Raw genomic sequence first — 26,185 nt, 5'->3', positions numbered from 1 at the left:
TGATGTAATTTGTTGCAGCCCAGACTTGACATGACATGAGGTGCCAGCGGCATCGTCAACGACGCCAATTTGTGGGCGACGGAGACGACGGGCAATGCACGATATCCGCTGGAATTATTCCAGCATGTCATCACAGTCAGTCTCGAAACGATGAAAATCGTTCGTGCGTTGCCGAAACTCGATGCCCAAATGCATATGCCACCCTTGACATGATAGCCGAGGCGTTGCCGAAGCGCTGACAGCCAGGACACCTACTCTTCACGCCAGTATTCGCGGAGGATGGCAGATCGTCAGCGTGGTTAGAACCCAAGAAAGCAAATTCACAATGAGTACTGAATTGAATCGTGGGGCCTGTGCCTTATGTCTGAAAGATGCCGTATTGAAGGATAGTCACTTGACACCGCAGTGGATCTACAGGCGCATACGAGATGCTGGAAATGGAAAGGACGATCCAGTTCGTGTAGCTAATGGTTCTGCTTGCATGACCAGCCAGCAAGTGAAGAAAACCTTGCTTTGCGAAGAATGTGAAGACCGATTTGGAAAACGGGAAGACTATGTGGCGCGTCTGACTGCTACTGGCACCGCTCAGCTTTTGCAATACGTCACTATTGTTGATGAATCAATGACAGGGGCGGTCGAATTGAATCGCGACGAAATTGATACAGAAAAACTCTCCTATTTTGCGATCAGTATTATTTGGCGCTCGTGCTTCATCGCAGGAGGATGTAGCCTTGGAAAATATCAAGAACAATTCAGAAAATACTTAATTGGAAAGGACGAGTTTCCACACTTTGCAGCACTGACCATGACAATTATCAAACCCTCCGAAACGGCGGGCGGCGATGTCAATAACATGTACACGCAGCCTTCGTCGGGGCGTGATGGTCTGCTTTGGTTTCACGGATTTTCATTATTCGGACTGATGTTCCGATGTTTTGTCGGAAAAACGCTTGAATCAGATTGGAAGGAACAAGTTTGCCTTGTTGGCCCTAATCCGAAGAAATATGCATTGCTTCAGACGTCTAACCAATGCGCCGATCACCGAAGTGCGGTCGATACATTGCTGAATGCCCAGCCGCGCGGAAAATTACACCAAAAAATACGAACTAGATCAAGATCAAGCAAATAAATAGTGCGGAAGACGAAGGTAAACGCCGTCGGCGCTTCGAGCATTCTAGCCGGATATTCTTTTTTGAAATTTGACTACGTGAAAATTCACTAAATTTCGCTCTGGCATCACCAAGAGCAAGTTTGTAGTTTGTTTCACACATGCCTTCGCCAATCGTCATCAATGCGTGAATCCCCATTACTTTTTCATCGGTGAGAGAATCTAAAAAATAAGCGAACATTTACCAAATTAAAGAGGTACTTCGCAAAATATTAGCCCCCCACACCTTTATCGGATTGAGCTGTATGCTACAGTAACTCCAGAATAAAGCCATCTGCTTTGCGAAACGTTTTTGATGTGGTCGTGGCATGAAAACTATGCATGCCAGTCTCAGTTCATATAATAAAATACAAACTAGATTTTACTGGCACCAAATCCATGACCACCATTCCCGAAAACCTTCGTTTCAGATTTGCAAAGATAACTGGCCCGATAGAAAAACTCAGCGATGCTTGCGTTGTCATCGCGGCGTAAATGGTAATAGGGATTTTGTGGTATCTCAACCAAGCCTGTAACAGCGTCGGGAGAGAGCCCCAAAGCACTGGCCCAGGCATCATTTAATCGATTGAACATATTGTCTCTTCCATTTGAGAATTTCCCTAAGGAACAGAAAGCATCGTAATTCAAAAGTATGAGGTGTACTGTCAATAGCGGACACTCATGTTCTAAGCTGCCAGTGACTGCCGATTAAAATTTTCAGCAAACAAAGCAGGCGATATATTGCCAAGACGCGAGTGACGTCGCTGACGGTTATAAAAGCTTTCAATGTATTCCTGAATAGCCGCCTGTGCATCAGCACGTGTTGCATAGCGCTGATGATGTATCAGTTCATTTTTCAGACTTCCCCAGAAACTCTCCATAGGTGCATTGTCATAGCAGTTTCCTTTGCGTGACATGGATGTCTTCATGCCAAATTGCTCCAGCAACTCCCTGTAACTCAGTGCGCAGTATTGGCTACCACGGTCTGAGTGATGAATCAGACCAGGCGGTGGTCGTTTATTGCCGACAGCCTTCCACAATGCTTTTGCTGTCAAGGCTTGTGTCATACGTTCTCCTATGGCATAGCCGACAATCTCGCAGGTATAGATATCCTTGATTCCTGCCAGATAAAGCCATCCTTCTCCAGTGCTGATATAGGTGATATCGGTCACCCATACTTCATTTGGGCTGCTTGGGGCAAATGTCTGGTTCAACAAGTTTCCTGCTACAGGAAGCTGGTGATTCGAGTTGGTTGTCGCCTTAAATTTCTGCTTCTGTTTGCAACGTAAGGCCAATATTTGGCGCAACCGGATAATGCGGTCACGGCCAGCTTTAAACCCTTGCGCTGCCAACTCTGGTTGCATACGCAGTGGGCCATAAGTCTCCCGGCTTTGCTTATGGACGGCCGCAATGGCCACCTTGAGACGTTCATCTGACTCGGCACGTTTCGATGGAATGCTGTTTAGCCAAGCATAGAAACCGCTACGGGAAACCCCAAAACTCCGACACAAGCTGGCAATTGGATAGTCGAGTCGCATGGTCTTCATGAACGCGTATTTGGCAGCGACTCCTGCGCAAAGTACGCTGCCGCCTTTTTTACGATGTCGCGCTCCATCTTGGCCTGGGCCAATTCCTTGCGCAGCTTGGCGACTTCCGCTTCGAGTTCCGGCACAGTACGGCTTCCTGGGGCTGTCTTCTGGGACTGACCACTCTTAGCCGCATTCACCCAACCAACCAAAGTCCCTTTCGGAATGGCAATACGGGATGCGGCTTCCTCTAGTGTCAACCCTTGCGCCAATACAAGTTTCACCGCTTCTTCCCGCAGTTCCGGGGTATATCTTTTTTTCTGTTTCATTATTTCTCCTGATCGTTTATTTTAACAAACAGGAATGTCCGAAAAAGCCAGGATACATCAGTATCGCGACATGATAGTGAGGTCGGCCTAGCTGTCCAACCTCTCTTGTCCACACGTATCGCACAACACTGTCGTGTGCATACTTGTTTTCACGGAATGCCATTTGACGGTTATGTCTGATCTTTGCCTTAAACGATTCAATAAAGCGGTCAATAACTTCGTTTTCATAATTGAACGCACTGTGATTCATATCGGATGGAAAACGCAAATCAAACCGGAATGCAAATACACGGCTATATTGATTCATAGCCCGAGATATTGTCAGATGCAGTCGATCAAGATATTCAACAATGAATGGACCTTTTTCTGCTTGTATTGGCATATCCAGATAAGTGTTCTGGTGTTGAAGTGTGAGATTTGTATTCAGTCGATGGCGGATCATTTTTGATACTCCTTGAGATGATGTTTCATATATTCATTTCAATGAGTATTTTTTAATTTGATCTCCTCAAGAGATCATGAGATAAAGCAGATCACACACCTGACGCTGTAGCCAGCACTATCTCCATTCAATCAGCATGATCAATGACATATTCACCGGCATGCAGGATGGTGGTGCATGAGCAAGCTCCACGAATACACTTACACTAAGTCCTTTTCCTATATCAGATATTCTCTATAGAAAGCATATTACCAATACCGAAAAACCTTTAATGAATAGCTGTACCCCTGACAAGAAAATGTCGAACAAACACATGTAATCAAACAGATTGATAGCTCTGGAAAATTATCATCAAATTCTATCGAAATTTAAATCAATGAATGAAATATCTCCATTCAGTTGTCTGCTAATCGGATATGTGAATATCGCAAAAAAACTATCCGACCTGAAAGAAATGAGAATCTAAAACATGCAGAAGCAACCGTAAGTTTCACACAATATTCGAGAAATGGACTACTGCAGATGACTCAAGTCAAGTTTAGTAACATTGCTTCTTTGGTGAATACACATCAGGACTTTTCTGACAAACGCTATTTAGTCTGCATCGCAAGCATTGGTGCGTTGCGCTGCCTGTCCTGTTCTTTACCCCGGCGCTGTATTTGTTTCTTTTAACTGGTAGTGCTTACTGGTCGATCTGAAATCGCAGCTTGAGTAAGGCTGGCTTGCTGGCCTTACTTCATGTCTGATCGCAAGGATGCGCCAGATTCACCACTCACCACCTGTTACGCCCCCTCGTCCAAATCGCTTGCCCGCATCACCCGCACCAAATCTCAGGTACTGATCCTTCATGGTCAAATAGTAGAATGCCTGCCTTAGCTTGTTGCGTGATACCGAATCAGCCCGGTCCACAATACCAATACATGAAGACAGAAATTCGTTCGACGATTCCTCGCAATTTCGATAGCCCCCTCCCCCTTTCGTCAGAGGTGTGACCCAATATTGACCGATTTGATGTGTCAGATCGACGCTGCTTTCATCGCAATCATCTGAGTAGAAGAAAATAAAATGGAAATAGTAGCCATGTTTGTGATGATATTCGAGCTTCCATAAAAAACCAGCGACATCCGCAAAAAGAAGATTATTGCGCTTATTATTGGACAATTTCCTGAGACAGTCCTTGGCTTGCTTTATCATTGCCGCCTCATCGCTCAGACTTGGCAGGTAGCAGTTCAATCTCACCACTAGCAACTTTTTGTGCAGAGTGAATAGTTCAGTCACGTAGGTAACAGCGCTGTTAAAATTCTTGATTGATGCACGGACTCGCTTTTGCAGTTTCTGTTTAAATTCCCTGGTCGAAGCTGATCGTCGTATTTGCTCAACCATCTCGTTGTAGATCTCCGCTACAATTTTGCCTGACTGTCTTGAGGGGAAATTCTTGTTCCGAAACTCTTCGTCAAGAAATTCATCCTTCTTCGCAATTTCAAAAAACAGATTGATCAATTCGCTCGGCTGAAAATTCGCAGGGTGCGTTTTCCTACCATAAGACGCCGTTCGAAAGTACAGACTTAATTCAGTAGCCTTACAAACCAATTCTCCATTGTTTTTTTGCATTTCCCTCTCAATCTTAAAGCCCGGCACTTTACTGCCAATCATTCTTTCTACCGTTTGATGAATTGTGCTGAGTAAGCTCACAGGAAAGAATGGTTCTACCTGGTCTGGATTCTCTTCGGTCGGCACGAAAATTGGCCCATGCTCACGATTCATCTCTTGAAAAATCTTACCAATTGAGATTTCCAAATTGCTGTGACTATCTTTAGCGGATCTTCCTTTTTTCTTTTTCATTTGTTCGAAATATCGGGTTTTAATGTACCTACGTAGCATATCCGCAATCAGGCGGCTGTAGCGCATTGCATCATCGCCTGATCGGTGGCGATCAGGCAGGCCGGCGAGGTCTGCCGCGCCTGACTTCTGGCACGTCAGGGTATTGACCGCGACGGATCAGCTTTGCTCTGGGGAGTAATAAAGAACGGAAACACTGATCTTGTTTACAGATGTAACCGACAACGTGCGCTAACAGATTGTTGCGCAAATCCATCTCATTCCAGTGGATCACACCCACACCAAGACGGCCCATCTTCTGGTAATTTTTAGCCTGCCGGTTGCAGTTCCAATACCAACCACGCCCTCTGGTAATGACCTCGCTCCAGTATTGTCCAATCTGCTTGGCATGGAAAATATGGCTGCTACCATTCCGAGCTGATCCATTAAAAAACAGCACCAGATGAAAATGAATGCCCTTCTCTATCCCATACTCGGTTTTGACAATATAGCCTTCCAGAGACTCAAAGAGGTAGTTGTTGCGCATATTTGCAAATAGCCTATCCAAGTCAGCCAGCGCCATTTCCAGAGACGTTTCGCCACTCAGTTCTTTGCGATAGGCCAGGTCCACCCGTAATACGACTAACCGGTCACAGCAATCAAATAAAGCATTCACATAATTACAATAGTCCGTGTAACGCTCGTTCGCCTCTTTGGCTTGTAAACGTAATTTTGCCTTGAATTCAGCCGTCCTGCTTTTGGAATTCATCACCTCCAATAACTGACAAAAACCATCCCAGTCAGGCACTACATAGCGCAGTTGAGTTAACGATGAATGAGGAGCCTCCTTTGCGACGTTCCCATTCTTTTTTGTCAATATCTGTAACTGAAGACAGCTTTGAATAAAGACGTTCAGATATTCGCTGTATTCAAACTCCATTGGCAAAAGGACGACTGTCGCCAAATAGACATCAATACGTTCAAACATGGCCTGATACTGCAGGCACGAACTCACTGAAATAGACGAGGCAACATGATTGCTTGAAACATGATCAATCTCACCCATTCGCCATAGTTGCTCAATCCAGTCCTGTAATTCCGCGAGACGTTCGCTGAAAATCAGTCGCGGCATTTGAGGTTCAGTGACCGAGTCAGAATGCTGATAGTGCAATTGACCAGGCAAACCCTGGCTATTCAATTTAGGTAGAAAAGGATGATGTCGGTACGGCATGATTATTACTCCAAAGAAATACACTTAACCGGTCAAGCGAGATGAAAAAGTGATGACGACTCATCTGGTCACAGCCAGATTAGCTAAGGTATGTGAGGGATGGGTAGAACAGGAATGAAAAATGAACAGATCAAACTTTACGAATTTGACAGTTTGATCAAATAGTCAATATCGTCAGTGATTTGTCACTGACGCTACTTCATGGACTTGAATTGTCATTCAACTATGATGGACTGATATTAGAAAAACATTAATTACTAATTAGTGAATTGGGAATTGACACGCTTTTAAGCTAGTGAAGACAGATTAATATTTAATCATCTTCTCCTGAGTAAATGTTTGGCAAGCTCACTGATGTTTGTTGTGACAGTTCTCTATTGGTTATTTAATTTCTTATTTAATAACATAAATAACCGAAATCTTGGATCAATGAAATCAGCACGCTGAACCTTACTCTTGGTAAAAATACAGCAGCCAAACCATATTTCAAGTGTTGGGACGGTATGCAGAGTTAGCTCCAAAAGTTAGCAGAATAAAAAATGATTGTCTTACTTTGAACCTACCACACCGCCGCGACTCGCTGCTATACGTGCCTCGATCCATGCCGTTACTTCCGACGCGACCCAGGCGACGCCGCCTTTAGCGCCGCTCGATAAAGATATTGGCTTGGGGAAAGCCGGGTCGTATTGTTTGCAGTCAGGGTTAATCCTGCCATAGATACTACTGCGTTTAAGACCTGTCAAAATTTCTACTTGTTGACGACGTAGCAATACGGGTTGAATTGGGGTTTGCATTGTTATGGCTCCAGGATTGAGTTATGCAGGTCGCCGGTGCGCTCTGCACATCATGGACTGAAGGCATATTTTTTAACTAATTCTGGGTTGATTTAGAAGCCTCCAACGAGCGTCATTTACCCTTACTGAGAAAGCAACTCTGCAGTTCAAAGATCAGTGCTGAAGCTATACAAACGTCCAGTTTTTGAAAGTTCATTACAATCAATGCACGCTATTTTTCTGGAAGATAATCGTCGAATTGTATGTTTCAAAAAGGAACGCATTGAAATCCCACCATTTCATATATAAACCCGCTCTCAGTCATAATCTAAAATTCCTCTAGAGATTTTCTAAATTAACTCTATATTTACTGCAAAATAGCGCTAAAATAGCGCTAAAAGCCATCTAAAACCTTAACATAAAAATTACCAAGAAGTAACTTTTGGTTCGATTCTATTTACTCGATTGGAAAGCAATATGGGGATAACGGACCTGACGCAATCAGCCACCGTGGCTTACAAAAATCCAGATGAGAAGCGCACCTATACTTGGTTATGGTTTTGGTTAAATAGCAATGGATTTAACTTCATGCCGGACAGCTATTTAGCACTGGACATGAAGGAACGGATCACCAACGCCCTGCACTCGAGTACCAACCTCGCTAAACGGCGTCAAGATGATCAAGGGCGCTTTTTACTACTAAATGAACGTTTAGCCTGGATCACCGGCGAAGTTAGACAGATCCAATGGTTGCTTTCACGCTTCTTTCGAATTACTAACTATCAGATACATATGCCCCCACCACGACTAGAGGGGCGTGATTTGGTAATTGCAACCATTGATACTTGGAATGTAGATCTCACCTACAAAAACAATGTGGTTGGTCAGCTGGAGCGCGATTGGAATCAGCACACACAAAATGACCGACAGTTTGAATGGTTCAAGGGAGATGATGAAAATTCTCGTTGTGCGCTGGCCTGGGATTGGCTGAAAGAGAAGAACAATTATGCACTCTTTGGCTCAACTGCCCCCTCCAACCATGAAAACTTGCTTATGCTCTTTGATCACCTACAAATGAGTGATGCCGAGATAAAACTTATTATTGATGCAATTAAGAAGCGCAGGAGCCAGCAACAATATCGCAAGAAAAATACCGGCAAAAAGCAGTGCAATCTACTGTTTTCGTCACACGCGATTACAAAACTTGATCAATTAGCAGCAAAATATGACGTGAGCAGATCTCAAGTCCTTGAGGCCCTGATTCGATTTGAATCAGAACGAGGTATCTACCTGCCGGAGAAAATGAGGAGGAACAACTTTGAATAGCAAAGAGCAAGATAAAAAAGCAAAAGTGCACTATTCACAAGCTATTGATTTCGAGAAATAATTGACAATTTTGGGCTTAGTTAGAAATATTCTAAAAAGTAGTAATCACTATATATTGCAGAAACAATATTTAAGTAGGCGCAATATTATTAACCTGGAACAAAGTGCAATCAAACAACTAAACATCGGTTGTGCTAAGCCGCAAAACAAATAGACAAACTTAACTCTTAAGAAAATCAGCCCAAGCTTGCATCAAAGGCCGACGCTGTTCCAACAGATCGGTCCGGTGATAGGCTGCTTCGACTTTGTTTTCAACCTGGTGAGCAAGCGAGCGCTCTGCCAGATCCCGTGAATGTCCGTTTTCACTGCACCAGTCTCGAAAACTAGACCGAAATCCATGAGCCGTAGCGACGCGATTTGGCGTGTCACTCAGCGCATTAGCATCACGTAAAAATTCAGTAAGAGCCATATCTGACAGCTCCACTTCGTCTCGCGGTGACGGAAATACCAGTTCATCATGCTTACCCATTTGTTTCCTAAGAATTGAAATCGCCGGTTGCGATAATGGAACTCGATGTACAAATGGAGCTTTCATGCGCTCTGCTGGAACGGTCCAAATCGCCTTCCCAAAATCCACTTCAGACCATTTCATGCCCCTTACTTCGCCGGAGCGCGCAGCCGTCAGAATTAAAAATTCCAGCATGGCGCGGGTCACATTTTCAAATTGTTCTGAACACACATGCCTTGCCAGAAAGTCAGGAATATTTCTCCATGGCATCGCAGGATGATGTTGAGTGCGGACTGACTTGCTCGGCTGCTGAGGCAATAGATGAGTTACAACGTCTACAGGATTAGACTGGCAGTGACCATGCGCCCATCCCCAGGCTATTACTGCATGCAAACGCTGCTTTACTCGGCTAGCAGTTTCAGCCTTATCAAGCCAGATCGGCCTCAATACATCAGCAATGTGACGTGGTTGAATCTTATCCAAAGGCAAATTACCAATCGCAGGAAAAGCATATTCAACCAATGTATTGATCCACTGCTGACCATGCTTTTTACTTTTCCAACCTGGGAGCAAATCCGCATGCAGAATTTCGGCAGCCTTTTGAAAGGTAGGGATCTTTGGTGCGTCTTTATCTTTTTCCTTTTCTAAAAGCGGATCTATACCTTTCGCAATTAGTTCTCGCATCTGTGCGGCCAACTTCGCAGCCTCAGCAATCCCAACTTCTGGATAGCTGCCTAAACCGGCTTTACGACGCTTGTCGGTGATGGGACTAGTAAAACGCAGAACCCATTTACCCGATCCTTTTGTTGTTGATGGATGTAGTGCTAGACCAGTAATTCCTCCATGGGGAAGAATTTCTGAATCTGGTTTCATATTGCGTGCTTTTGCATCAGTAAGTATTGCCATGATATTCCAATTTCTTTTCATCAGTGTGCCATTCAGTGTGCCACTAATGATTGGATTTCACAAGAATGAATTGGAACGCATCGGACTAAAAATCACATAACTCATTGATTTATTTACTATTAAAGGAATAAATTGGAATTTATTGGAATACATCTTGGCAGACCCCTTCTCCGCCATGAATATGTTTAAAATCAGGTATTTAGATTTTAACAACAGCAATAAAATGGAGTATTTTGGGGCTGATTTAGCACTGGAATGACAACATAATGACAGTACGAAAAGGCGACTTAGGTCGCCTTTTTTATTGCCCGAATCAGACGCGATATGTGACTTTGATTTACATAGCTGTTCGTTTGCTAGCTGAATTGACCCGGTCAGTTTGACCCACCCTCCACTTCCTGGCGAAGGCTGCCACTCGGTCGTACGACCCTTCAAATCCCAGTTCTTTCAGATCCGAGTGAATCTGTTTTAAGCTGCGTCGTTGTTTCCGATTTTTACCTGCTTCGGTTTTAAGCCAGCTCGAAAGCTGTAATGCGTATTTGTCGATAGCGCTGATTGTTTATCGTTGCGTATTCACCTCGGAAATTCACCATTAGAATAACCCTCATTGGTTGCAGGTGTTTTTTTTGATGCGACTGGGTGGCACAGGTAAAATGCGAACGAGTGGTTTTTTCGTATGCGATTAAATGGTATTTTTGGTGCGAATATGCAGGATTTCGCTGTGACGCTTTTTGCAGCATGATTTTTATATCATCGCCTTAAGCCTACATTACCATGCCTCGTACTTGATCAAGAAACTCAACGATGGTATATGCATCCTCCGACCGAAGGTAAGTTGTGAGCTTGTTGCCCCGCATACTCCTGACGACACCCGTTGCGGCTTGACTTGTTGCTTAAGCAAGGCATCGTGCGAACGTCAGTGCGGTTGCAGGAGAGCGGCATTCACATGCGACACCGTGCAAATACGCTGATGATCGAGGCAAGCCGCAATCAGGCTGACATAACAGAGATTGTGGCAGAGCCGCAAATTACCCTGCACTGCCCGTAATATGACCTGCAAGGCAGCCTCATCGAACATATTGGCACCTAAACCAACAGCAGCCAACTCAGTGACGATGAACTTGATCAAGTCATCGTCATGCAGCAGCAATACCTTCCTGGAATAACTGATCCGGCTTTTGATGTCTTCATTGCATGTCATCTACAAGCGAAACATTAACTCAGGATAGCCCAGCAACACTAGATTATGTTTTTTAGGGAAACGCTCACTATCGGCAAATGAGCTTGCAATCGGCGGCGCAGGCTTGCATTCAATGGCCGCCGGCTCACATTAACTGCGAATGACGGCTCCTTGAGGAAAGCACCTTTTCGACCTGCGCGAACGACCTGATTCGGCCCATACCTGCCCTCGAGTTCCGCAAAAGCCGACGCCGAGTGCTACCAGACCATGTATATCCAGTCAGCTTCAGGAGTCTGTGGGTTGCGTGCCTAGAATCGAATGCTTGGTGCTGGCAAGCTACTAGGATAGTAAGCCGAAAAAGGCGAGTGGTGAAATCAGACAGAAGACGGCTTGCTGCTCTGCCAGTCGCATTGCTTCGCTCATCTGTTGAAAGTTAAGCGAGTTGTCATGCCCTGACAGACCATTTGGCTCAGTTATTTGTACCCATTTTTTGAACTAAGTATTTGGCAGATATGTAAAAAGCCACCACGCTATCCTCTTCACCGTTGCGCAGCAGTTTGAAAACCTTGCCAATCGGTTGCGAAAAAGCCCCATTTTTCGCGCGGATACCGGTTGCATCAAAACCCAGCTTCATCTCCGTTGGCGTCGGATTATCCCATCGGCTCCCGAGGTTTTGGACCATTACCTGTCCAACGTAGCACCCAAGTGCAATCAGTGTCTTATTAATCCCCTGAGGGTTCGCACCATTTTTTTTAAGGTTTAAGACATATTCATCAACAATTTGTAAGCTTTCGGGTGAATAGTCAAGGTTCTTGCCAGTCGTTGTGTGCAATACAGTAGCAGCTATCCCGGCCCATTTTTCGGCTTGATCGGGCGTTAGATCAAGATTCAAGTTGTGCGAGTGGACGGGGCTTATTGCTGTCACAAAAAGCAAAATTGCAAAAACATACAGCCGACAGATTTTTGACATGAGCAGTATCCCAACATTAATTTACATAGAATTTAAGCCACCTGCCGCAATTGTTTATATAGTCCGCTGGTGGCCGGAAGCGGAAGTTGCCTATGGACGATTGTACCGTACAGGTACACCCAAACGGGCCATTTTAGTGAGACGAATATTTTGTCTCAATAGGGTTGTTTTTCGTTTCCTAGATGCTAACTTTGAAAGATCTAAAAGCCTAACGAGACAAATCCGACCATGGCGTTCTAGGGATATGCCCGCGTTTCCAGCGGCGACCAGAATTTCGCCTTGCAAGAGCAGCCGCAGCGCGCGGCTGGCTGTAAAGTTGTGCGATCCGAGAAGGCGAGCGACACCAGCCGTCTCAGCCGCACTGAGCTGGAGACGTTGTTCAATTTTCTGCGGCGTGGCGATACGCCGGTCGTGAAGAGGATTGATCGCCCGGCACGCAGCATCAAAGACTTTCAGGATAATCGTAACTGTGTAGACGTATCACTGAATGTAATAGCCAAGCAAAACAAATTTGCAAATGGTATTGGAGCGAAGCAGGTGCCAATTACTTTTCAGAATAAAGTCATCATGGCTAAAGGTGTGTTGGATGAGTCATCGCTCTATATGGAAAGGATCGCACCTGATCTTGAAAAGAATGACTCTGGTTGGTATATCGGGAAAACAAACCTGAATGAAGGAAAAGATGAATTAAGTGCAATTTATGCATTTCAACTTCTTCAACTTAGGCCAGAGCTAATTGATGTGCTAACGATTCCTGAAGGTTATATGGTATTTGTTAACGGATTGACTGTGTCGTATGTTACCAATCCAAATGATGAAGTTGTATTTTCATAATTTCGGCGTTGCCATTTGCATATCATGAACTGCCTCCACCACTATTGCAAAATTGAAACTTTCAGTAGGAAATGGTCAGACGGCTAAAGCATGAACATCTACCAACAAAATGAATGGCAGAACTTCTTTGGTAAGCCAGATGGTGAAGTATAATTTGTCATTTTTTTGGGACGACTGCGCCGCCCCACAATTCAGACGTTAGGCATACATATATGTGGGAAGGTCAATCAACTTCTAGGCTGTCACAGCAATTGGCAGGTGTTGCGCTTGCGGTTTTTTCGTTCCCGTTTGCTTCGATCGGAGCTTTGGGCGTGTGGCTCTGCATCGTTAGAGCTGAAACGACTTTAGCAATTATTGCTACTGCAACAATAGCACTACTTGTTGGTATCTTCGGGCTAACAATCGCATATCGAATTTTTTTCGGAAGAGGCGTTCGTCAGGGCGGTGGCATTCTATCTCCTTTCGCTTTTCAGGTCGGCGGCTTGGCGTCGTTAGCATTTGCAGCATTCTGCACTTACGAAACCTTTGTCGATGGCAAGTCTGAGAATGTCAAGGGTGTTTTTTCCTCACTGTTTCTTGCCTTTATTTTCTTTGTTGCCGCTCGGCACCGAGGTGCAATGCGCTCTATTAAGTAAGTATGCTTTGATATCCTAATTCGAGATAGTGACGATCAGACGCGTGAAACAATTACGCACCAAGCCTTACTTAGTTCGGTTTGGACGTTTTTGGTGAGGCAAGATTAACCCGCTTAGCCTACGTAGGTGCGAATAGATTCTATGGTTCCCGTCAAGTTTTTATCGAGATGAGATCAGAATTAAAATCAACGCCGTTCTTGATCAAGCAAGCGGCGCCCTTCAGCAGGGCCTCGCTTGGACAACCTCCTGTGGCCAAGGGTAATCGTACGCATGATTTAGGGATGGTTATAGATATTTTCAGTCTCGACATGCGTGCGATTACGTTACACTAATCGCAACTACGCGGACTAAGGGAGATGCATGGAACGTAAATGGAGCAAAATAAAAAAGACGTTTGAGGAACGGATCGCGATTGAGCTAAAAAGTATGATTTCTATCCATGTGACTGCTTATGCCTCAGGTGGGCGAGGATGGATACAGTTTAAAGGGGAAGAAATTGTTACTACCGAAGCACCTGGTTTTTTATATTCGATATTTGGTCACCGCATCTATAACAATTTTATGGATGGGCAAACTATCGAATTAGGCCGGGCATGTGGCGAACTCTTAAATATTTCCCCAATAAGTGCACGCATCTCCCCCAATCCATATATACGAGGCCTTTTTGCATTAGAAAAAAGATGTGGGCGCCGCACTCTGGAGACAATGAGAGAAATTGAGCATGACCCGTTTCCGATTCTACTGATGTCACTAATGGCACATTCTTTTGGCTTAACTGTTAAACCGTATTTTCACGATGCTTGTGGACGACAAATATTGCCAGAAGCCTGGCTTACCCCGTTGTCCGCATAGGTGCAAATAGCCCCGCGTATTCGTACGCATGACAATTGCAGCAAGCCTGATCGCGCCTAAGCGCGCTACAAACAATAAATTATCGGCTCAGCAATGACATACCCCAAAAATGCCAGAAAAATAGCCAGGGCAATGCCTGAGGCAATATAAAAGAAATGCCGATCGGCCAGGCTAGCCATGATTTTCCGGTTCCTGTTGTGCCGGAAAAGATCACTTTAGCGTTTTGTCGAACCCAGTTCCGTCAACATCTTTACACTACAAACCGCTTACAAACCAAACTTAACCTTGAATTCCGCTGTATGCAGTCTGCGTTTTTTCCTTCACTGATTTGCGACCACACTTTCTCGGAAGATGGCTTAAACCACTGTTCCAAAATTCGGGATTCACTATGACCCAAGCCACTACTTGACAATGATAATCATTCTCATTTATAATAATTTCACTTTAGCAATTTCACTCCCCCTCTCAAGCGCCAGCCCCCCAGCTACACACGTACGCCAGCATCCCTACGTGGGCAAGTGAACAAACCATGCGTTATACCCGCGGGGAAATCATGTCCATCGTCATTTCACATTCATATCCATTGCCGCACTCGTCCGTCATCGCTTCTGTCCTGAAAAACATTCTCATGACGCAGCACTACGACAGCCCCGGCTAGCCGTCAGCCCATAAGCGCTTTTCATTTCACATCGTGCAGCAAGCTGTGATTGCCCCGGCAATCGCAAGGGATTTGCTCACTCTCATTTTTTTTGGAAAAACAATATGGACAGCAGTAATCAAATTCCGGCGACTGGCAATAAGTCATTTTATGTAGCAGCGGCCGAGCGCACGCTACGCCAATTCATCGACGCATTCTGGTTTGAAGGAGCCCTGGATGGGCATCTGGAACGACAGGCTGATGGCAAGGCTGATTTGTATTTACGGGGTAGCAATGAGCAGGGCCAGGTGATTGAATACCGGATAGCTGCACATCCGGCAAACAGCTTTGGGCGCAACCGTTTGCACGGCCCTGTATGTGAAGTCAGCAGTGGCTTGGCCACCATTGATATTGCTATCGTTGCAGACAATTTACTGAGACCACACGCGGCGCAGAATGGCCCGCGTTTCATCAATGAATTAATTCATACTGCGGCCAAACAGGCCTGCTCTTTGCAAGCCTGGGCACTGGCGGCAAAAGGCCATGCTGCGCTTGACCTGCCATATGCCTGGCAGGAAGCGCAATTGGGTGATGGTCATCTGTACCATCCTTGTTATCGTTCTCGCATAGGTTTTAACCTGGCGGACCATCAGCGTTATGGTCCAGAATTTGCGCAGGCCTTTGGCCTGGTCTGGCTGGCGCTGGACAAGCAACTGGCTGATATCCATGGCTTGCCCGGTGTTGACTACACACAGTTTTTACAAACAGAAATTGGTGCAGCAGAAGTGCTGCATTTGCAGCATGTCATCACGCTCTCAGGCCAGGAGGCAGACCATTATTATCTGTTGCCCGCCCATCCCTGGCATTGGCAACAGAGCCTGCAAATCCAGTACGCCGACTGGCTGGCAGATGGCCGCTTGCTCTATCTTGGCATGGGTGAAACGGTCTGGCTGGCACAGCAATCAATACGTTCACTGACATCTCTTGCCAGCAATGACAGCCACAACCTCAAGCTGCCGCTCGCCATCGCCAACAGTTCGGCAGACCGCATCCTGTCTGATCACCATGTTCACAATGCACCGCTGATATCGCAATGGCTGGACAAGCTGTGCAGCGAAGATAATTTTTTACAGCAGCACTGCAGGCTGGCAGTTCTGGCAGAACCCATGGGCATCACCCTGACACCTGCTGCATCGCGCCAGGACAGATATGGCTTGCTCGGTGCTATCTGGCGGCAGTCGCCCACCTCCATACTCAGGCAAGGCGAGCAGGTATTCCCCTGCACGGCCTTGACTACAATCGATGATCAGCAACAACTGAATATCTCCCCCTGGTTGCAACAACATGGCACTGAAACCTGGGTCCGGGCTTTGTTGCAAGCCATGCTGCCACCGTTTATCCATCTGATGCTGGCGCATGGTGTCTTGCTGGAAGCACATGCACAAAATACTTTACTCCTCGTCAGGGATGGCTTGCCTGCTGGTGTAGCCATCCGTGACTTGCCCGGTGGCCTGCACTATATCGCCGGGCAAACCACCAACGAAGCTTACTTGCAGCATTTACGCCAGGCTCCGGCACACCGCAATGCAGCCAATGCCAGCAATGGTTTTGCCATGGACACGACAGATGAAGCCCGGGATTACCTGCTTGAAGTGCTCTTGTTTATCCACCTGTCTGAACTGGCACACAGGCTGGCGCTGCATCATGGTTTTGAAGAAAGCCGCTTCTGGCAACTGGCTGCGCAAACCGTGCTGAGCTACCAGGCGCAAGTGCCGCAATTGTCTGCACGCTGCCAGCAATTCAATTTGTTTGCACCAGAACTGCAAATGGAAAAACTGGCGAGCAGGCGTCTATCTGCCGCCAGCTCACAAGCCTTTCATACTGTCCCTAATCCCCTGCATCAATTCATGCAGTCTCAGGGTGTGTGATGCGGCAAACCATTTTCATCACAGTGCTGGGGCATTTTGGCGCGGCCTTTGCTGCGCTGTGCATGCCACCATTTTATGCGCATATACTGCAGCAGAACTTTTCCAGCCAGGCCCTGGTCATGGCCGGCTGGTACTTTACCCTGCCTACGTTGGCGGCAGCGATCTCCAATCCCTTATGGGGTAAGCTGGCTGACCGCATAGGCATACGTGCTTCGCTGATACGTGCACACTGGGGCCTGTGCCTGAGCTTCATCATCACAGGCATGGCGCGTACCCCCTGGGAATTTGCTTTTGGCCTGACTTTGCAAGGTTTGCTGGGCGGCACCTTTGCGGCATCGAATGCTTTTCTGGCTTCTTTTCTGCCGAGCAAGCGTCTCGCTACATTGCTGAGTGTCATGCAAGGCTCGGCCCGTACCGCGCTGTTCGCAGGGCCCGCCATCATAGGCCTGTTCAGCGACGGCCAGAATCTCTTGCACATCTTTTTTTACCTGGCGGTGTTCCCGGGTCTGGCGGGGTTGATACTCTATCTGTTGCCAGCAAAAACCAGTACCCCTGCCGCGCATACAGTAGCAGACAACACTGGCACAGCACCTGCCGAGGCTGGCGCACTGAGTGCCAGCAGTCTGTACCGCTACCAGGCGCTATTCACCATAGGTACGGTACTGACCTATCCGTATTTTGTCATTGACCTGGCACAACGCCTGAATATGTCTGCGGCCTGGGCCGGTGCCCTGTTTGGCTTGCCGCATGCACTGTTTCTGGTGCTGGCCTGGCCCATTGGCCGCCATGTCAATTTTTCTAATGCACAGACTGCACTGGCGCGCTTTTCCGCGCTGACCTGCGCAGGCTTGTTATTGCAGGTACTGGCCAATAATCTGCCCCTGCTGGCCACGGGCCGGATACTCATGGGCGTGGGGATGACCGGTGCTTATCTGGCCATCAATGCCCTGGCGGCATCCACCACCAGAAAAGCCAGTGCCGGCCAGCATTTTGGCAAACTGGAAGGCGCCAATAAATGGGGCGCTGTCATGGCAGGGATTCTCGCAAGCGGTCTGGCTGCTTCAATGAGTTATACCGCTCCCATCTGGTTGGCTTGTGCGCTGTTGGCCGGCCTCTCCATTTTTATAGAAAGTAAACGCTTATGAACGCTAGCTTACCGCGGTTCGCCTGGAACCAAGCGCCTGACACTCTGCCCTTACTCCATCTGCCGTCTTTGCCACGTGCTTTAACCCATCCCAGGCAGGCAGCCAACAATGCTGTCCCTGTCGAAGCCAGGGATTACGCCCAGTTGCAACATGCCCGCGTCCTGCTGAATTGTTATGCGCGTGAGGTCGCCATGCAGGAACATAAACTGGCCGTCCGTTCCATTGCCCACACCAGGATGGCACCTGCAGCACTGCGCCAATATCAAGGCCAAGTACTTGATATACAGTTACCGCGCATGCAAAGCCGTTTTTGCGTGGGGGTACAACATGTCTCAGTCACCGGCAATTATGATTACATCACCGACATCTATCTGCAAGACCATCAACAGACCTGGTCAGTAGCCAGTTGGCGCGATATTGCCCAACTCATCGTCGCTGATCTGTCGCTGCGCGAAGGCACTGAGTTTAATACCGACCTGCTACAACAAATCGAGGAAAGCATCGCTACCATGCAGCATCTGCTGGAGGCGCAGCAAGGCAAATTAGGTTCTCTCCATACAGACTCAGCTTTACAGCAATACATACGCAGTGAACAGCATTTGCTGACAGGCCACCCTTTTCACCCTACCCCAAAAAGCCGTTCAGACTGGACAAGAACAGAAGAAAAAAACTATTCGCCAGAACATGGCGCAAGGCTGCAATTACGCTATTTCCAGATCCCGCGCAGTTGGATCATCAGCGACAGCCTGGATGAGCAAGACTTGTCCAGCCGCTTGCAACAACTGACCGGCCACGGCCTGCAAGCTGATAGCGAACACATCATCGTTCCCCTGCACCCCTGGCAAGCCGACTGGCTCATGCAGCAGGCACGCATACAAACCGCCATGGCCGCTGGAGAAATACGCGACCTGGGTAGCAGTGGCAAACAGTTTTATCCCACGGCATCTATACGTACCATGCTGGCCGAAGATGGCAGTGCTTTCTTGAAGCTGTCGCTGAACCTGCGCATCACCAATTGCATACGCAATAATGCCCGGCACGAACTGGCTGCGGCATTGACCGCCAGCCGTCTGTACCGTCCCATGAAGGCAGACATGTTGGCGCTGTTCCCGCATTTTCACGCTCTGGAAGAACAGGCTTACCTTAGCCTGGCCTTCCCAGAAAACCAGCAACAGAGTGACAGGCAACATAAGGAAATCGAAGACGGCTTTGGCCTGGTATTGCGTGAAGGTTTGGCAAGCCATCTGGCGCAAGGCATCACACCCATGATATGCGCGGCGTTGTTTGGCAACGGCCAGGCGGGTCGCCTGCAGGTAGCTGCATTGATAGAACGATTTTCCCACAGACATAGTCTGTCCCTGCGCCAGGGCATGCGCCTGTGGTTCAGCCGTTATGCCGAGCTGGCAATTTATCCGGTGTTCTACCTGTTGTTTGAAAAAGGCATCGCCTTTGAACCACATATGCAAAACAGCATCGTCGGGCTTGCAGAAGATGGCACTCCAGTGCGTTTCATTGTCCGTGATCTGGAGCTGACCAGGCTGACACCCAAGGCCCACGAACTGATCAAGGCCATGCAGCTCGATGAGCATACCCGCAAAGAAATCTGTTGCAGCGACGAAGCTGGTTGGACGCGCATAGGCTACTGTCTGCTGGTCAACAACATCTGCGAAGTCATCGCCACGCTGGCGAATGGCAATCACGAACTCTATCTCGAATTATGGGCTTGCCTGCGCAATACCCTGCAAAGTTATCTTGCCAACTTCCCCAACCCGGAGGCAGCGCGCCGCATTCAGGGCTTGCTGTCCGGCGAGCCCCTGCCCGTCAAGGGTAATTTGCTGATCCGTTTTTTAAAGCAGGCTGACCGCAAGGCTGCTTACCTGCCGCTGTATCACCCGCTGGGCGTAGTCAATGAAGCTTGATGAACCTTAGCAAGTCGTGACGTGGTCACCACTCTGTATCCGTTTTTTTTCAACTCCAAATGATGTATTAATTATGCACGTAAAACCTTTTTCACTGATACTCCCGGCCTTGCTAGGTCAGGCTTATAGCCATGCAGTGATGGCGCAAAGCACGACACAAAATGACTTGCCGTTAATTGAAGTCAAGGCTCAGTCCAGGCCAGCAGCTAGCCGGGTAAGCGGTGCCAGCAAAACCAATGGCAGCTTGCTGGAAACCCCGCAATCGATATCTGTCGTCAACAATGAAGACTTGCGCGACCGTGCCGTCAACACCAGCAAGGACGCGCTGGCCTATACGCCCGGCATTATTGCCGGGCAAGGCGAAGGCCGCCGCGATGAATTTTATATACGTGGCTTTTACTCCCCACGTGAAACCCTGCTCGATGGCATGCGTGACGACAGCCTGTATTTCCGCGATCTTGCCACCACCGACAAACTCGAAGTCATCAAGGGTGCGACAGCCGCCTTGTATGGCCGTGGCGCAGCCGGGGGCCTGATCAACCGCATTACCAAAAAGCCGCAGGCCAAACAGGACAATGAAATTTCGCTGGCCCTGGGTTCGAACAGCCAGCGCAGACTCAGTATCGATGCAGGTGGTGCCCTGAGCAATGAGCTCAATGCGCGCCTGATTGCATCCTATGATGTGGGTGACAGTTACAGGAATATTGTTGATCATAAGCGCACGCTGCTGGCACCATCGCTGTCATGGAATATCAGCCCGCAAACCAGCTTGCTCTTGCAGACAGAAATACAGCGCGAAGACCACACGCCTGACCGTGGCATACCATCGGTGAATGGACGTGCCGTGGCAGTTGATGCCAGTACTTTTTATGGTGAAAAATTTGACTTCACCAAAACCAATAGCGATCTTTTTAAAGCCAGACTGGAACACAAGTTCAATCAGCAACTTAGCCTGGTCAACAATCTGCAATACAGCCAGACTGATCTTGATGGTGTGAACACGCGCAACCGGCGCGTGAATGCTGACAATACCGTGTCACGCCAGATTACCTACTTCCCCATACAGCAAAAGAACCTGGTCAATCAGACTGAACTGACTTACGCCATCGGTAATCACCTGTTGCTGGCTGGCCTGGAATTATCCCAGCAAAAGCGCGACTCACTAGTCAGGCAAACCGGCACGGCTTACCCTGTGGATTTATACCGCCCCCAGCAATTGCTGGCCGCTCCCGACTTCAGGGCTTTGCCTGCGGCCATAGACAGCCGCTTCAATGCTGACACCACTGCCCTGTACCTGCAGGATCAGATTGCCTTGACGAATGAATGGGACATACTGCTTGGTGGCCGTTTTGACCAGTTCAAACAAAAACAAACCAACAGGCTGCTCAACAATGCCGTCAGCGAGCGCACCGATAATCTGTTCTCGCCGCGCATGGGGCTGGTGTATAAAATCACACCACAGCAGTCTGCCTATGCCACGATCAGTCGCTCACATCAGCCTGCCGGTGGTGATTTGCTTTACACCGGCAGCAATCCGCTGAGCCAGGTCAAGCCCCTGAAGACTGGCCTGCAGGAAATCGGTTTTAAACAAGAGTGGCTGGATAAACGCATGTACACCAGCGTCGCCTTGTTCAGGGTGGAGCAAAGCAATCAATTGACTGCTGACCCAACTGACCTGACAGGTTTGCGTCAATTGCAAATTGGCCGCCAGCGCAACCAGGGACTGGAGCTTGAACTGCAGGGACAACTGTTCAGCGCTACCCAGCTCAATGCCAGCTACACCTATAACGATGCCAAGATAGTCGCATCCAACGATATACGCATAGGTAACCGCGCAGAAATGACGCCATCCCACAATGCCAGCCTGTGGTTAAAGCAAGGTTTCAGCAAGAACTGGAGTGCTGGTGCGGGCATCATTGCCCATAGCGAGCAATATGCCCTGACTGACAATACGGTACGTCTGCCAGGCTACGCCCGTGTCGATCTGGCACTGACTTATATGCAGGCACGTTATGACATTACCCTTAAACTCAATAACCTCGGCAATACCCGCTATATGGAGTCAGCCAACAATAATGTGCAGATACAACCTGGTGCACCTTTCAATGCCTATCTGGTGTTGAATACACGCTTCTAGTTGAACACAGTTCCGTAGCAAAGCCAGCCGGGTGCATCGCGCATCCGGCTTTTTTTATTTGTTCTTGCGCTTGCGCCACATGCGCCAGCCCGTCAGCATCAATACCAGCGGGACCAGGCCAAAGAAAGAAATGAATATCCGGCTCGTTATGCCAAAGGCAATGCCGCTATGCAGGGGAAACAGCGATGCCAGAAAGCGGTCGCCAGTCTGGCCCTGCAGCGGGTCGGCGACCCTGATAATGCGGCCACTGCCAGCATCTACACTGACCCTGCTGGCACCATCGCCACTATGCATTTCCTGGGGCTGGCGCAAACGGATTTCATACACGCCAGCAGAAGCCGATGGAAAACCCAGGCGCGAAATTCTGGCATACGGGAATACGCCTTGTGCTATCAGCATGGCTTGTACAGCAGTGATGTGCTGGCCAGGAAGCACATGTACATCTTCCGGCTTGCGTGCCTGCGTCACCGGCAGTACTTTGCCTATGACGGGCAATATCCATTGTGGCTGATTGAAGTAGGCACCAGAAAATCCCAGCAGCAAGAGCACAGGCAAGGCAAAAAATCCCAGCATGCGGTGCAAGCGAAAATTAATGGCAGCCGGAGTTGCCGCCAGATTGACTGTCAGTGCCTGTCGCAAGGCTTTCCAGTTGGGCCTGGGCAGCCATAGAAACAGGCCAATGAGCGACATCAACACGAGCATGATGCCGCTGACTGCGATCACTATCTTGCCGGTTTCACCAAGCAAAACATAACGGTGCAAATGATACAGGCTTGGTATCAGCAAACTTACTGATATGCCGTATTGCCCCCAGTTGCGTTCACCTTTCACTTCCAGCGTGAGCGGGTCAAGCATGACCTGGCGTGACCAGTCCTGGCTAAATGCAGACTTGCCGGTAGCTGGTCTGGCGGGATACCAGGCGGTAATGACATCTGCCGTAGTGGCAGGCAGCATCAATTGCCTGGGCTTGCCATAAGCGGGATTGGCTGTCAGGGTATCCAACGCAGCCTGTACCATTTCTGGCCTGACCGGTTCAGCCGGGTAAGTTTGCCGTGCAGTGCTGAACAGGCCAGGATTGAGTGCATGATCAAGCTCATGCATCCAGCTGATGATGCTGCCAGTGAGCCCCAACACCACGAATATACTGCCAAACGTGAGTGCCAGCCACAAATGCAAGCGCAGCAATATCGTGCGCACTGACTTAGGCAACATAAGCAGTCCCGAAATAGCGACCATTTGAGATCATGTGGAACTGGAGTTTATAAATAAACATGGTGAATATCCAGGCTGGGAAAAATGGCTGGCTATTCTTGGAGAAACAGGAAAATGCTGGCTGTAGTGGCAAGCTGCTTTTATTGCGCAGCGTCGTAAATCATCTTAACTAAAACATACGGATAGATCAATGTCCTGTTAGTTTTATGTCCATCAGAACTCAAGGCAATCTGATTTTAACCCTAGTCTGTGACCGAAGTATATAAGCGATCCTCTGCGCCATTTAAAAACAACCGGGACTGGTATCTCGGTGATCCGACAGGCGTGTTGAAAACAGGCCAACACGTCGTCATCCAACGTCTGGAAAACATTGATTCAGCTCAGCCGGGTTTCAAAAATCTGTGGGCGGAAGTGGAACAGTCGAATTGAAGGTTTGAAATTGATGGCGTTGTCGTGCCATAGCTACCGAATTCTTGCCGTCGGCCTTGTCTTGCAAGGTATTGCCAAAAAGTTCAATCAGGTACCGGAAAACAATCGATGCTAAACCTGAAAGCCATGCCAGGGTGGTGCGACGGGTGGTTACAGGCACCCAGAACATCACTTAAATTTGCCCATGCGATGTTCACCACATTACGCACAAACGCAAACTGAAAAAATAAAATCAGATGACTATTAAATTGCTGCTGGCTTCTTTGACTAAGCCGATTGCATTGCCAAGATAAGCAGTAGGTGCTTTCAACTGATGGTTCAGGCACATCGTTGCTCAAGCTAATAGAGTCTAGCGTATGTTCGTTGCGAGTGAATGCGCGCGATTTTATCAGATGAAAATTAAATAACTCAATTGTTATTAAAAAATATTTATTTAATGAAAATTAACATTTCATATCGTCTTTAGAATATTATTTCTTCAATTGAACACAGCATCAGGTAGCCAATGAATCGGTAGGAACTACACGAGCGCTTTCATGACGTCAAGAACTGGAATCTGCAAGCGTTATGCAGCCTTTTTATGTATTCATCATTTGGCTTCTACAAGGTTAGATTAATTGATATCAGTCGCACTTCGCTGATGCCGGCAGTTTACCTGTGCAGCCAGCATGCATTTTTTATCTGTGCCCAGCGATTCGCCAAAAATGACAAAGCTGGTGCTGTGCGTCGTTACGGCACCAGCTGAAAAGGAGTTGAATTCGTTCTAGGGAAAAGGCATGCACAGATATTTCGTTGAAATAATTCATTACATTTCCGTCGTCTTGTTGATGGCATGCAGTTTCAATGCACATGCAACTGATTTTGTTGCGACTGTTTCATCGCAAACAGAGGATGTGCAATTAATTCGAGAATTGGAAGGCATACGCGAATTCAGACTTGCAAATGGCTTGCAAATATTGCTAATTAGTGATGAGCGTCGTTCTTACACGACCATTAATTTAGTATATAGAACTGGCTCCAAGCACGAGTTGTATGGAGAAAAAGGGCTTGCGCATTTACTAGAGCATTTGACCTATACGGGCGGAAATACTCATCCAGATTTGAGTGCAGAATATCGCCAAAGAAATATGATGACGATGGGCTTGACCTCTTTTGACTTTACTAGCTATAGAACTACTTTAAGTGCTGAACAGCAGTCTTTAGATTGGGTACTGGACTTAGAGGCCACTCGCATGAGTCAATTCAAGTTTTCGGTTGATAATTTGCATACCGCATTAAGGGAGGTTATTGGTGAAAAGGAAAATACTGATGCTAGCGGGAAAAATACTTTAATACGCAGAGCAACATCGTCTTTGTTTTTTTGGGATGCTTACGGCAAAGACCCTATAGGCATTCCCAGTGACCTGAGAAATTTAAGGCTTAATGAGCTTGAGCAATTTTGGGAAACGTACTATAGGCCGGACAATGCCACTTTGGTGGTCAGCGGAAAGTTCAATGAAAAGAATCTACTGTCGTTGATAACAAAAAAATTTGCTTTCATTCAAAAAATCAAACAATCCGTCAAACCTGTTTATACATCAGAACCCATACAAGATGGTGAGCGTGAAATCGTGCTCAGGCGAAAACGTGGCGCAGCTGCCCTGATGGTGGCTTACCGGACAGAACCTTTTGTTCATCCTGATGCAGCCGCAGCGATGCTATTGTGTCAGATTTTTGGAGGCAAAGAGTTTGGTCGTCTACAGCATTACCTGATTGAGACAAAAATTGCAAAAAACATGACCGCAAACCTTACGTTTATGGAGCATACAGGTGCACTGCTATTTGGTGTTAATCAGGAATATGGCCTGGCTATTGAGGAAGCAAAATCCACATTATTAAGCACATTAGAAAATGTTAGAAATCAAGCTATTTCGCAGGACGAATTAAATCAGGCAAAACAAATACTGAAGGATGATTATATTAAATCCAGAAGGGACTCCGATGCGCTGACAACGGAGCTGAACAATTTCATTGCTAGCGGTGACTGGCGGCTCTATTTCCTTTTGCGGGAACGGATACAGCACATGGATTTAGCCAGCGTACAACGCATCGCAGAATCCTGGTTCGTTGCCACCAATCGTTCACTGTGCATTTTGAAAGAAGACGAAAACCTGGTGTTACGCAATCCAGCTAGCAAGCTGAATTTGGAAGAACAACTGCAAGAACTTGGGAGCAAAAAAACTGCTTCTTCCGTACAATAAATTAGGCATTCACTTTGTACTTTTGAATTAGCAGTGCATCTGGCTAAGCCAAAGAGGTATT

20 protein-coding genes and 2 pseudogenes are annotated in these 26,185 nt (G+C 47.4%); 11 read left to right on the top strand and 11 right to left on the bottom strand.

Annotation, left to right across the window (positions count from 1 at the left end; genetic code table 11):
* Positions 1-325 precede the first annotated feature (325 nt).
* Complete coding sequence (locus tag ACO0LC_RS22280) at positions 326-1,129, top strand: hypothetical protein (protein ID WP_423007215.1); 804 nt, start codon at positions 326-328, stop codon at positions 1,127-1,129.
* 393 nt (positions 1,130-1,522) lie between these two features.
* Here ACO0LC_RS22280 and ACO0LC_RS22275 read toward each other — a convergent pair whose 3' ends face one another.
* From ACO0LC_RS22275 to ACO0LC_RS22250, 6 genes are all read right to left on the bottom strand, one after another.
* Positions 1,523-1,795 carry a YagK/YfjJ domain-containing protein gene (locus ACO0LC_RS22275; RefSeq protein ID WP_423007213.1) on the bottom strand — a complete coding sequence of 91 codons (273 nt, stop codon included), beginning with the start codon at positions 1,793-1,795 and terminating at the stop codon, positions 1,523-1,525.
* 38 nt (positions 1,796-1,833) lie between these two features.
* Positions 1,834-3,002, bottom strand: a protein-coding gene (locus ACO0LC_RS22270; RefSeq protein ID WP_423007211.1) for an IS3 family transposase whose coding sequence is annotated in 2 segments (ribosomal slippage) — positions 1,834-2,747 and positions 2,747-3,002 — 1,170 coding nt in all. Because the reading frame shifts where the segments join, the coding sequence is not laid out codon by codon here.
* Between the two features lie 16 nt (positions 3,003-3,018).
* Positions 3,019-3,444, bottom strand: a complete 426-nt coding sequence (locus ACO0LC_RS22265; RefSeq protein ID WP_423007209.1) for a YagK/YfjJ domain-containing protein — start codon at positions 3,442-3,444, stop codon at positions 3,019-3,021.
* Between the two features lie 765 nt (positions 3,445-4,209).
* Positions 4,210-5,352, bottom strand: coding sequence for a hypothetical protein (locus ACO0LC_RS22260; protein ID WP_423007207.1), 1,143 nt, complete (start codon positions 5,350-5,352; stop codon positions 4,210-4,212).
* A gap of 25 nt (positions 5,353-5,377) precedes the next feature.
* Positions 5,378-6,493 carry a hypothetical protein gene (locus tag ACO0LC_RS22255; protein WP_423007205.1) on the bottom strand — a complete coding sequence of 372 codons (1,116 nt, stop codon included), beginning with the start codon at positions 6,491-6,493 and terminating at the stop codon, positions 5,378-5,380.
* Between the two features lie 548 nt (positions 6,494-7,041).
* Entirely contained in the window at positions 7,042-7,287 is a 246-nt protein-coding gene (locus tag ACO0LC_RS22250; RefSeq protein ID WP_423007203.1) for a helix-turn-helix transcriptional regulator, read from the bottom strand.
* Between the two features lie 456 nt (positions 7,288-7,743).
* Between ACO0LC_RS22250 and ACO0LC_RS22245 the strand changes: the two genes are divergently transcribed.
* Positions 7,744-8,592 (top strand): hypothetical protein, encoded by an 849-nt coding sequence (locus ACO0LC_RS22245; protein ID WP_423007201.1) that lies wholly within the window; start codon positions 7,744-7,746, stop codon positions 8,590-8,592.
* Between the two features lie 220 nt (positions 8,593-8,812).
* Here ACO0LC_RS22245 and ACO0LC_RS22240 read toward each other — a convergent pair whose 3' ends face one another.
* From ACO0LC_RS22240 to ACO0LC_RS22225, 4 genes and pseudogenes are all read right to left on the bottom strand, one after another.
* Positions 8,813-10,006 (bottom strand): tyrosine-type recombinase/integrase, encoded by a 1,194-nt coding sequence (locus ACO0LC_RS22240; RefSeq protein ID WP_423007199.1) that lies wholly within the window; start codon positions 10,004-10,006, stop codon positions 8,813-8,815.
* A 391-nt stretch (positions 10,007-10,397) separates the two neighbouring features.
* A pseudogene (locus ACO0LC_RS22235) lies at positions 10,398-10,559 on the bottom strand (IS21 family transposase); the annotation flags it as partial.
* A gap of 363 nt (positions 10,560-10,922) precedes the next feature.
* Positions 10,923-11,207, bottom strand: a complete 285-nt coding sequence (locus ACO0LC_RS22230; protein ID WP_423007197.1) for a hypothetical protein — start codon at positions 11,205-11,207, stop codon at positions 10,923-10,925.
* Between the two features lie 448 nt (positions 11,208-11,655).
* Complete coding sequence (locus ACO0LC_RS22225; RefSeq protein ID WP_423007195.1) at positions 11,656-12,156, bottom strand: hypothetical protein; 501 nt, start codon at positions 12,154-12,156, stop codon at positions 11,656-11,658.
* A 252-nt stretch (positions 12,157-12,408) separates the two neighbouring features.
* Here ACO0LC_RS22225 and ACO0LC_RS22220 point away from each other — a divergent pair.
* From ACO0LC_RS22220 to ACO0LC_RS22185, 8 genes and pseudogenes are all read left to right on the top strand, one after another.
* Positions 12,409-12,603, top strand: a pseudogene (locus ACO0LC_RS22220) (recombinase family protein); the annotation flags it as partial.
* The gene (locus ACO0LC_RS22215; RefSeq protein WP_423007350.1) at positions 12,577-12,990 is read left to right on the top strand and encodes an immunity protein Imm33 domain-containing protein; all 414 of its coding nucleotides are present in this window, start codon (positions 12,577-12,579) and stop codon (positions 12,988-12,990) included. The pseudogene ACO0LC_RS22220 and the gene ACO0LC_RS22215, both read left to right, overlap by 27 nt.
* Positions 12,991-13,202: 212 nt before the next feature.
* Positions 13,203-13,625 carry a hypothetical protein gene (locus tag ACO0LC_RS22210; RefSeq protein WP_423007193.1) on the top strand — a complete coding sequence of 141 codons (423 nt, stop codon included), beginning with the start codon at positions 13,203-13,205 and terminating at the stop codon, positions 13,623-13,625.
* A gap of 360 nt (positions 13,626-13,985) precedes the next feature.
* Positions 13,986-14,477 carry a hypothetical protein gene (locus ACO0LC_RS22205; protein ID WP_423007191.1) on the top strand — a complete coding sequence of 164 codons (492 nt, stop codon included), beginning with the start codon at positions 13,986-13,988 and terminating at the stop codon, positions 14,475-14,477.
* Positions 14,478-15,239: 762 nt separating this feature from the next.
* Positions 15,240-17,042, top strand: a complete 1,803-nt coding sequence (locus ACO0LC_RS22200) for an IucA/IucC family protein (RefSeq protein ID WP_423007189.1) — start codon at positions 15,240-15,242, stop codon at positions 17,040-17,042.
* The gene (locus ACO0LC_RS22195; protein WP_423007187.1) at positions 17,042-18,187 is read left to right on the top strand and encodes an MFS transporter; all 1,146 of its coding nucleotides are present in this window, start codon (positions 17,042-17,044) and stop codon (positions 18,185-18,187) included. The genes ACO0LC_RS22200 and ACO0LC_RS22195 overlap by 1 nt, the downstream gene beginning before the upstream one ends.
* A complete protein-coding gene (locus tag ACO0LC_RS22190) occupies positions 18,184-20,106 on the top strand; it encodes an IucA/IucC family protein (protein WP_423007185.1) in 1,923 nt (640 codons plus the stop codon). The genes ACO0LC_RS22195 and ACO0LC_RS22190 overlap by 4 nt, the downstream gene beginning before the upstream one ends.
* Before the next feature lie 73 nt (positions 20,107-20,179).
* Positions 20,180-22,243 carry a TonB-dependent receptor gene (locus ACO0LC_RS22185; RefSeq protein ID WP_423007183.1) on the top strand — a complete coding sequence of 688 codons (2,064 nt, stop codon included), beginning with the start codon at positions 20,180-20,182 and terminating at the stop codon, positions 22,241-22,243.
* A 54-nt stretch (positions 22,244-22,297) separates the two neighbouring features.
* On the opposite strand, the gene ACO0LC_RS22180 is transcribed toward ACO0LC_RS22185, so the two are convergent.
* On the bottom strand, positions 22,298-23,455 hold the full coding sequence (locus ACO0LC_RS22180; protein ID WP_423007181.1) for a PepSY-associated TM helix domain-containing protein: 1,158 nt from the start codon (positions 23,453-23,455) through the stop codon (positions 22,298-22,300).
* 1,205 nt (positions 23,456-24,660) lie between these two features.
* On the opposite strand from ACO0LC_RS22180, the gene ACO0LC_RS22175 reads away from it, so the two are divergent.
* Complete coding sequence (locus ACO0LC_RS22175; RefSeq protein WP_423007179.1) at positions 24,661-26,124, top strand: M16 family metallopeptidase; 1,464 nt, start codon at positions 24,661-24,663, stop codon at positions 26,122-26,124.
* The last annotated feature ends 61 nt before the right edge of the window (positions 26,125-26,185 follow it).

Origin of the sequence: Undibacterium sp. JH2W, assembly GCF_049340425.1 — a bacterium.
GTDB lineage: Bacteria > Pseudomonadota > Gammaproteobacteria > Burkholderiales > Burkholderiaceae_D > Undibacterium.
The sequence above is the reverse complement of the archived record's forward strand: the minus strand, read 5'-3'. Positions and strand labels throughout refer to the sequence as shown.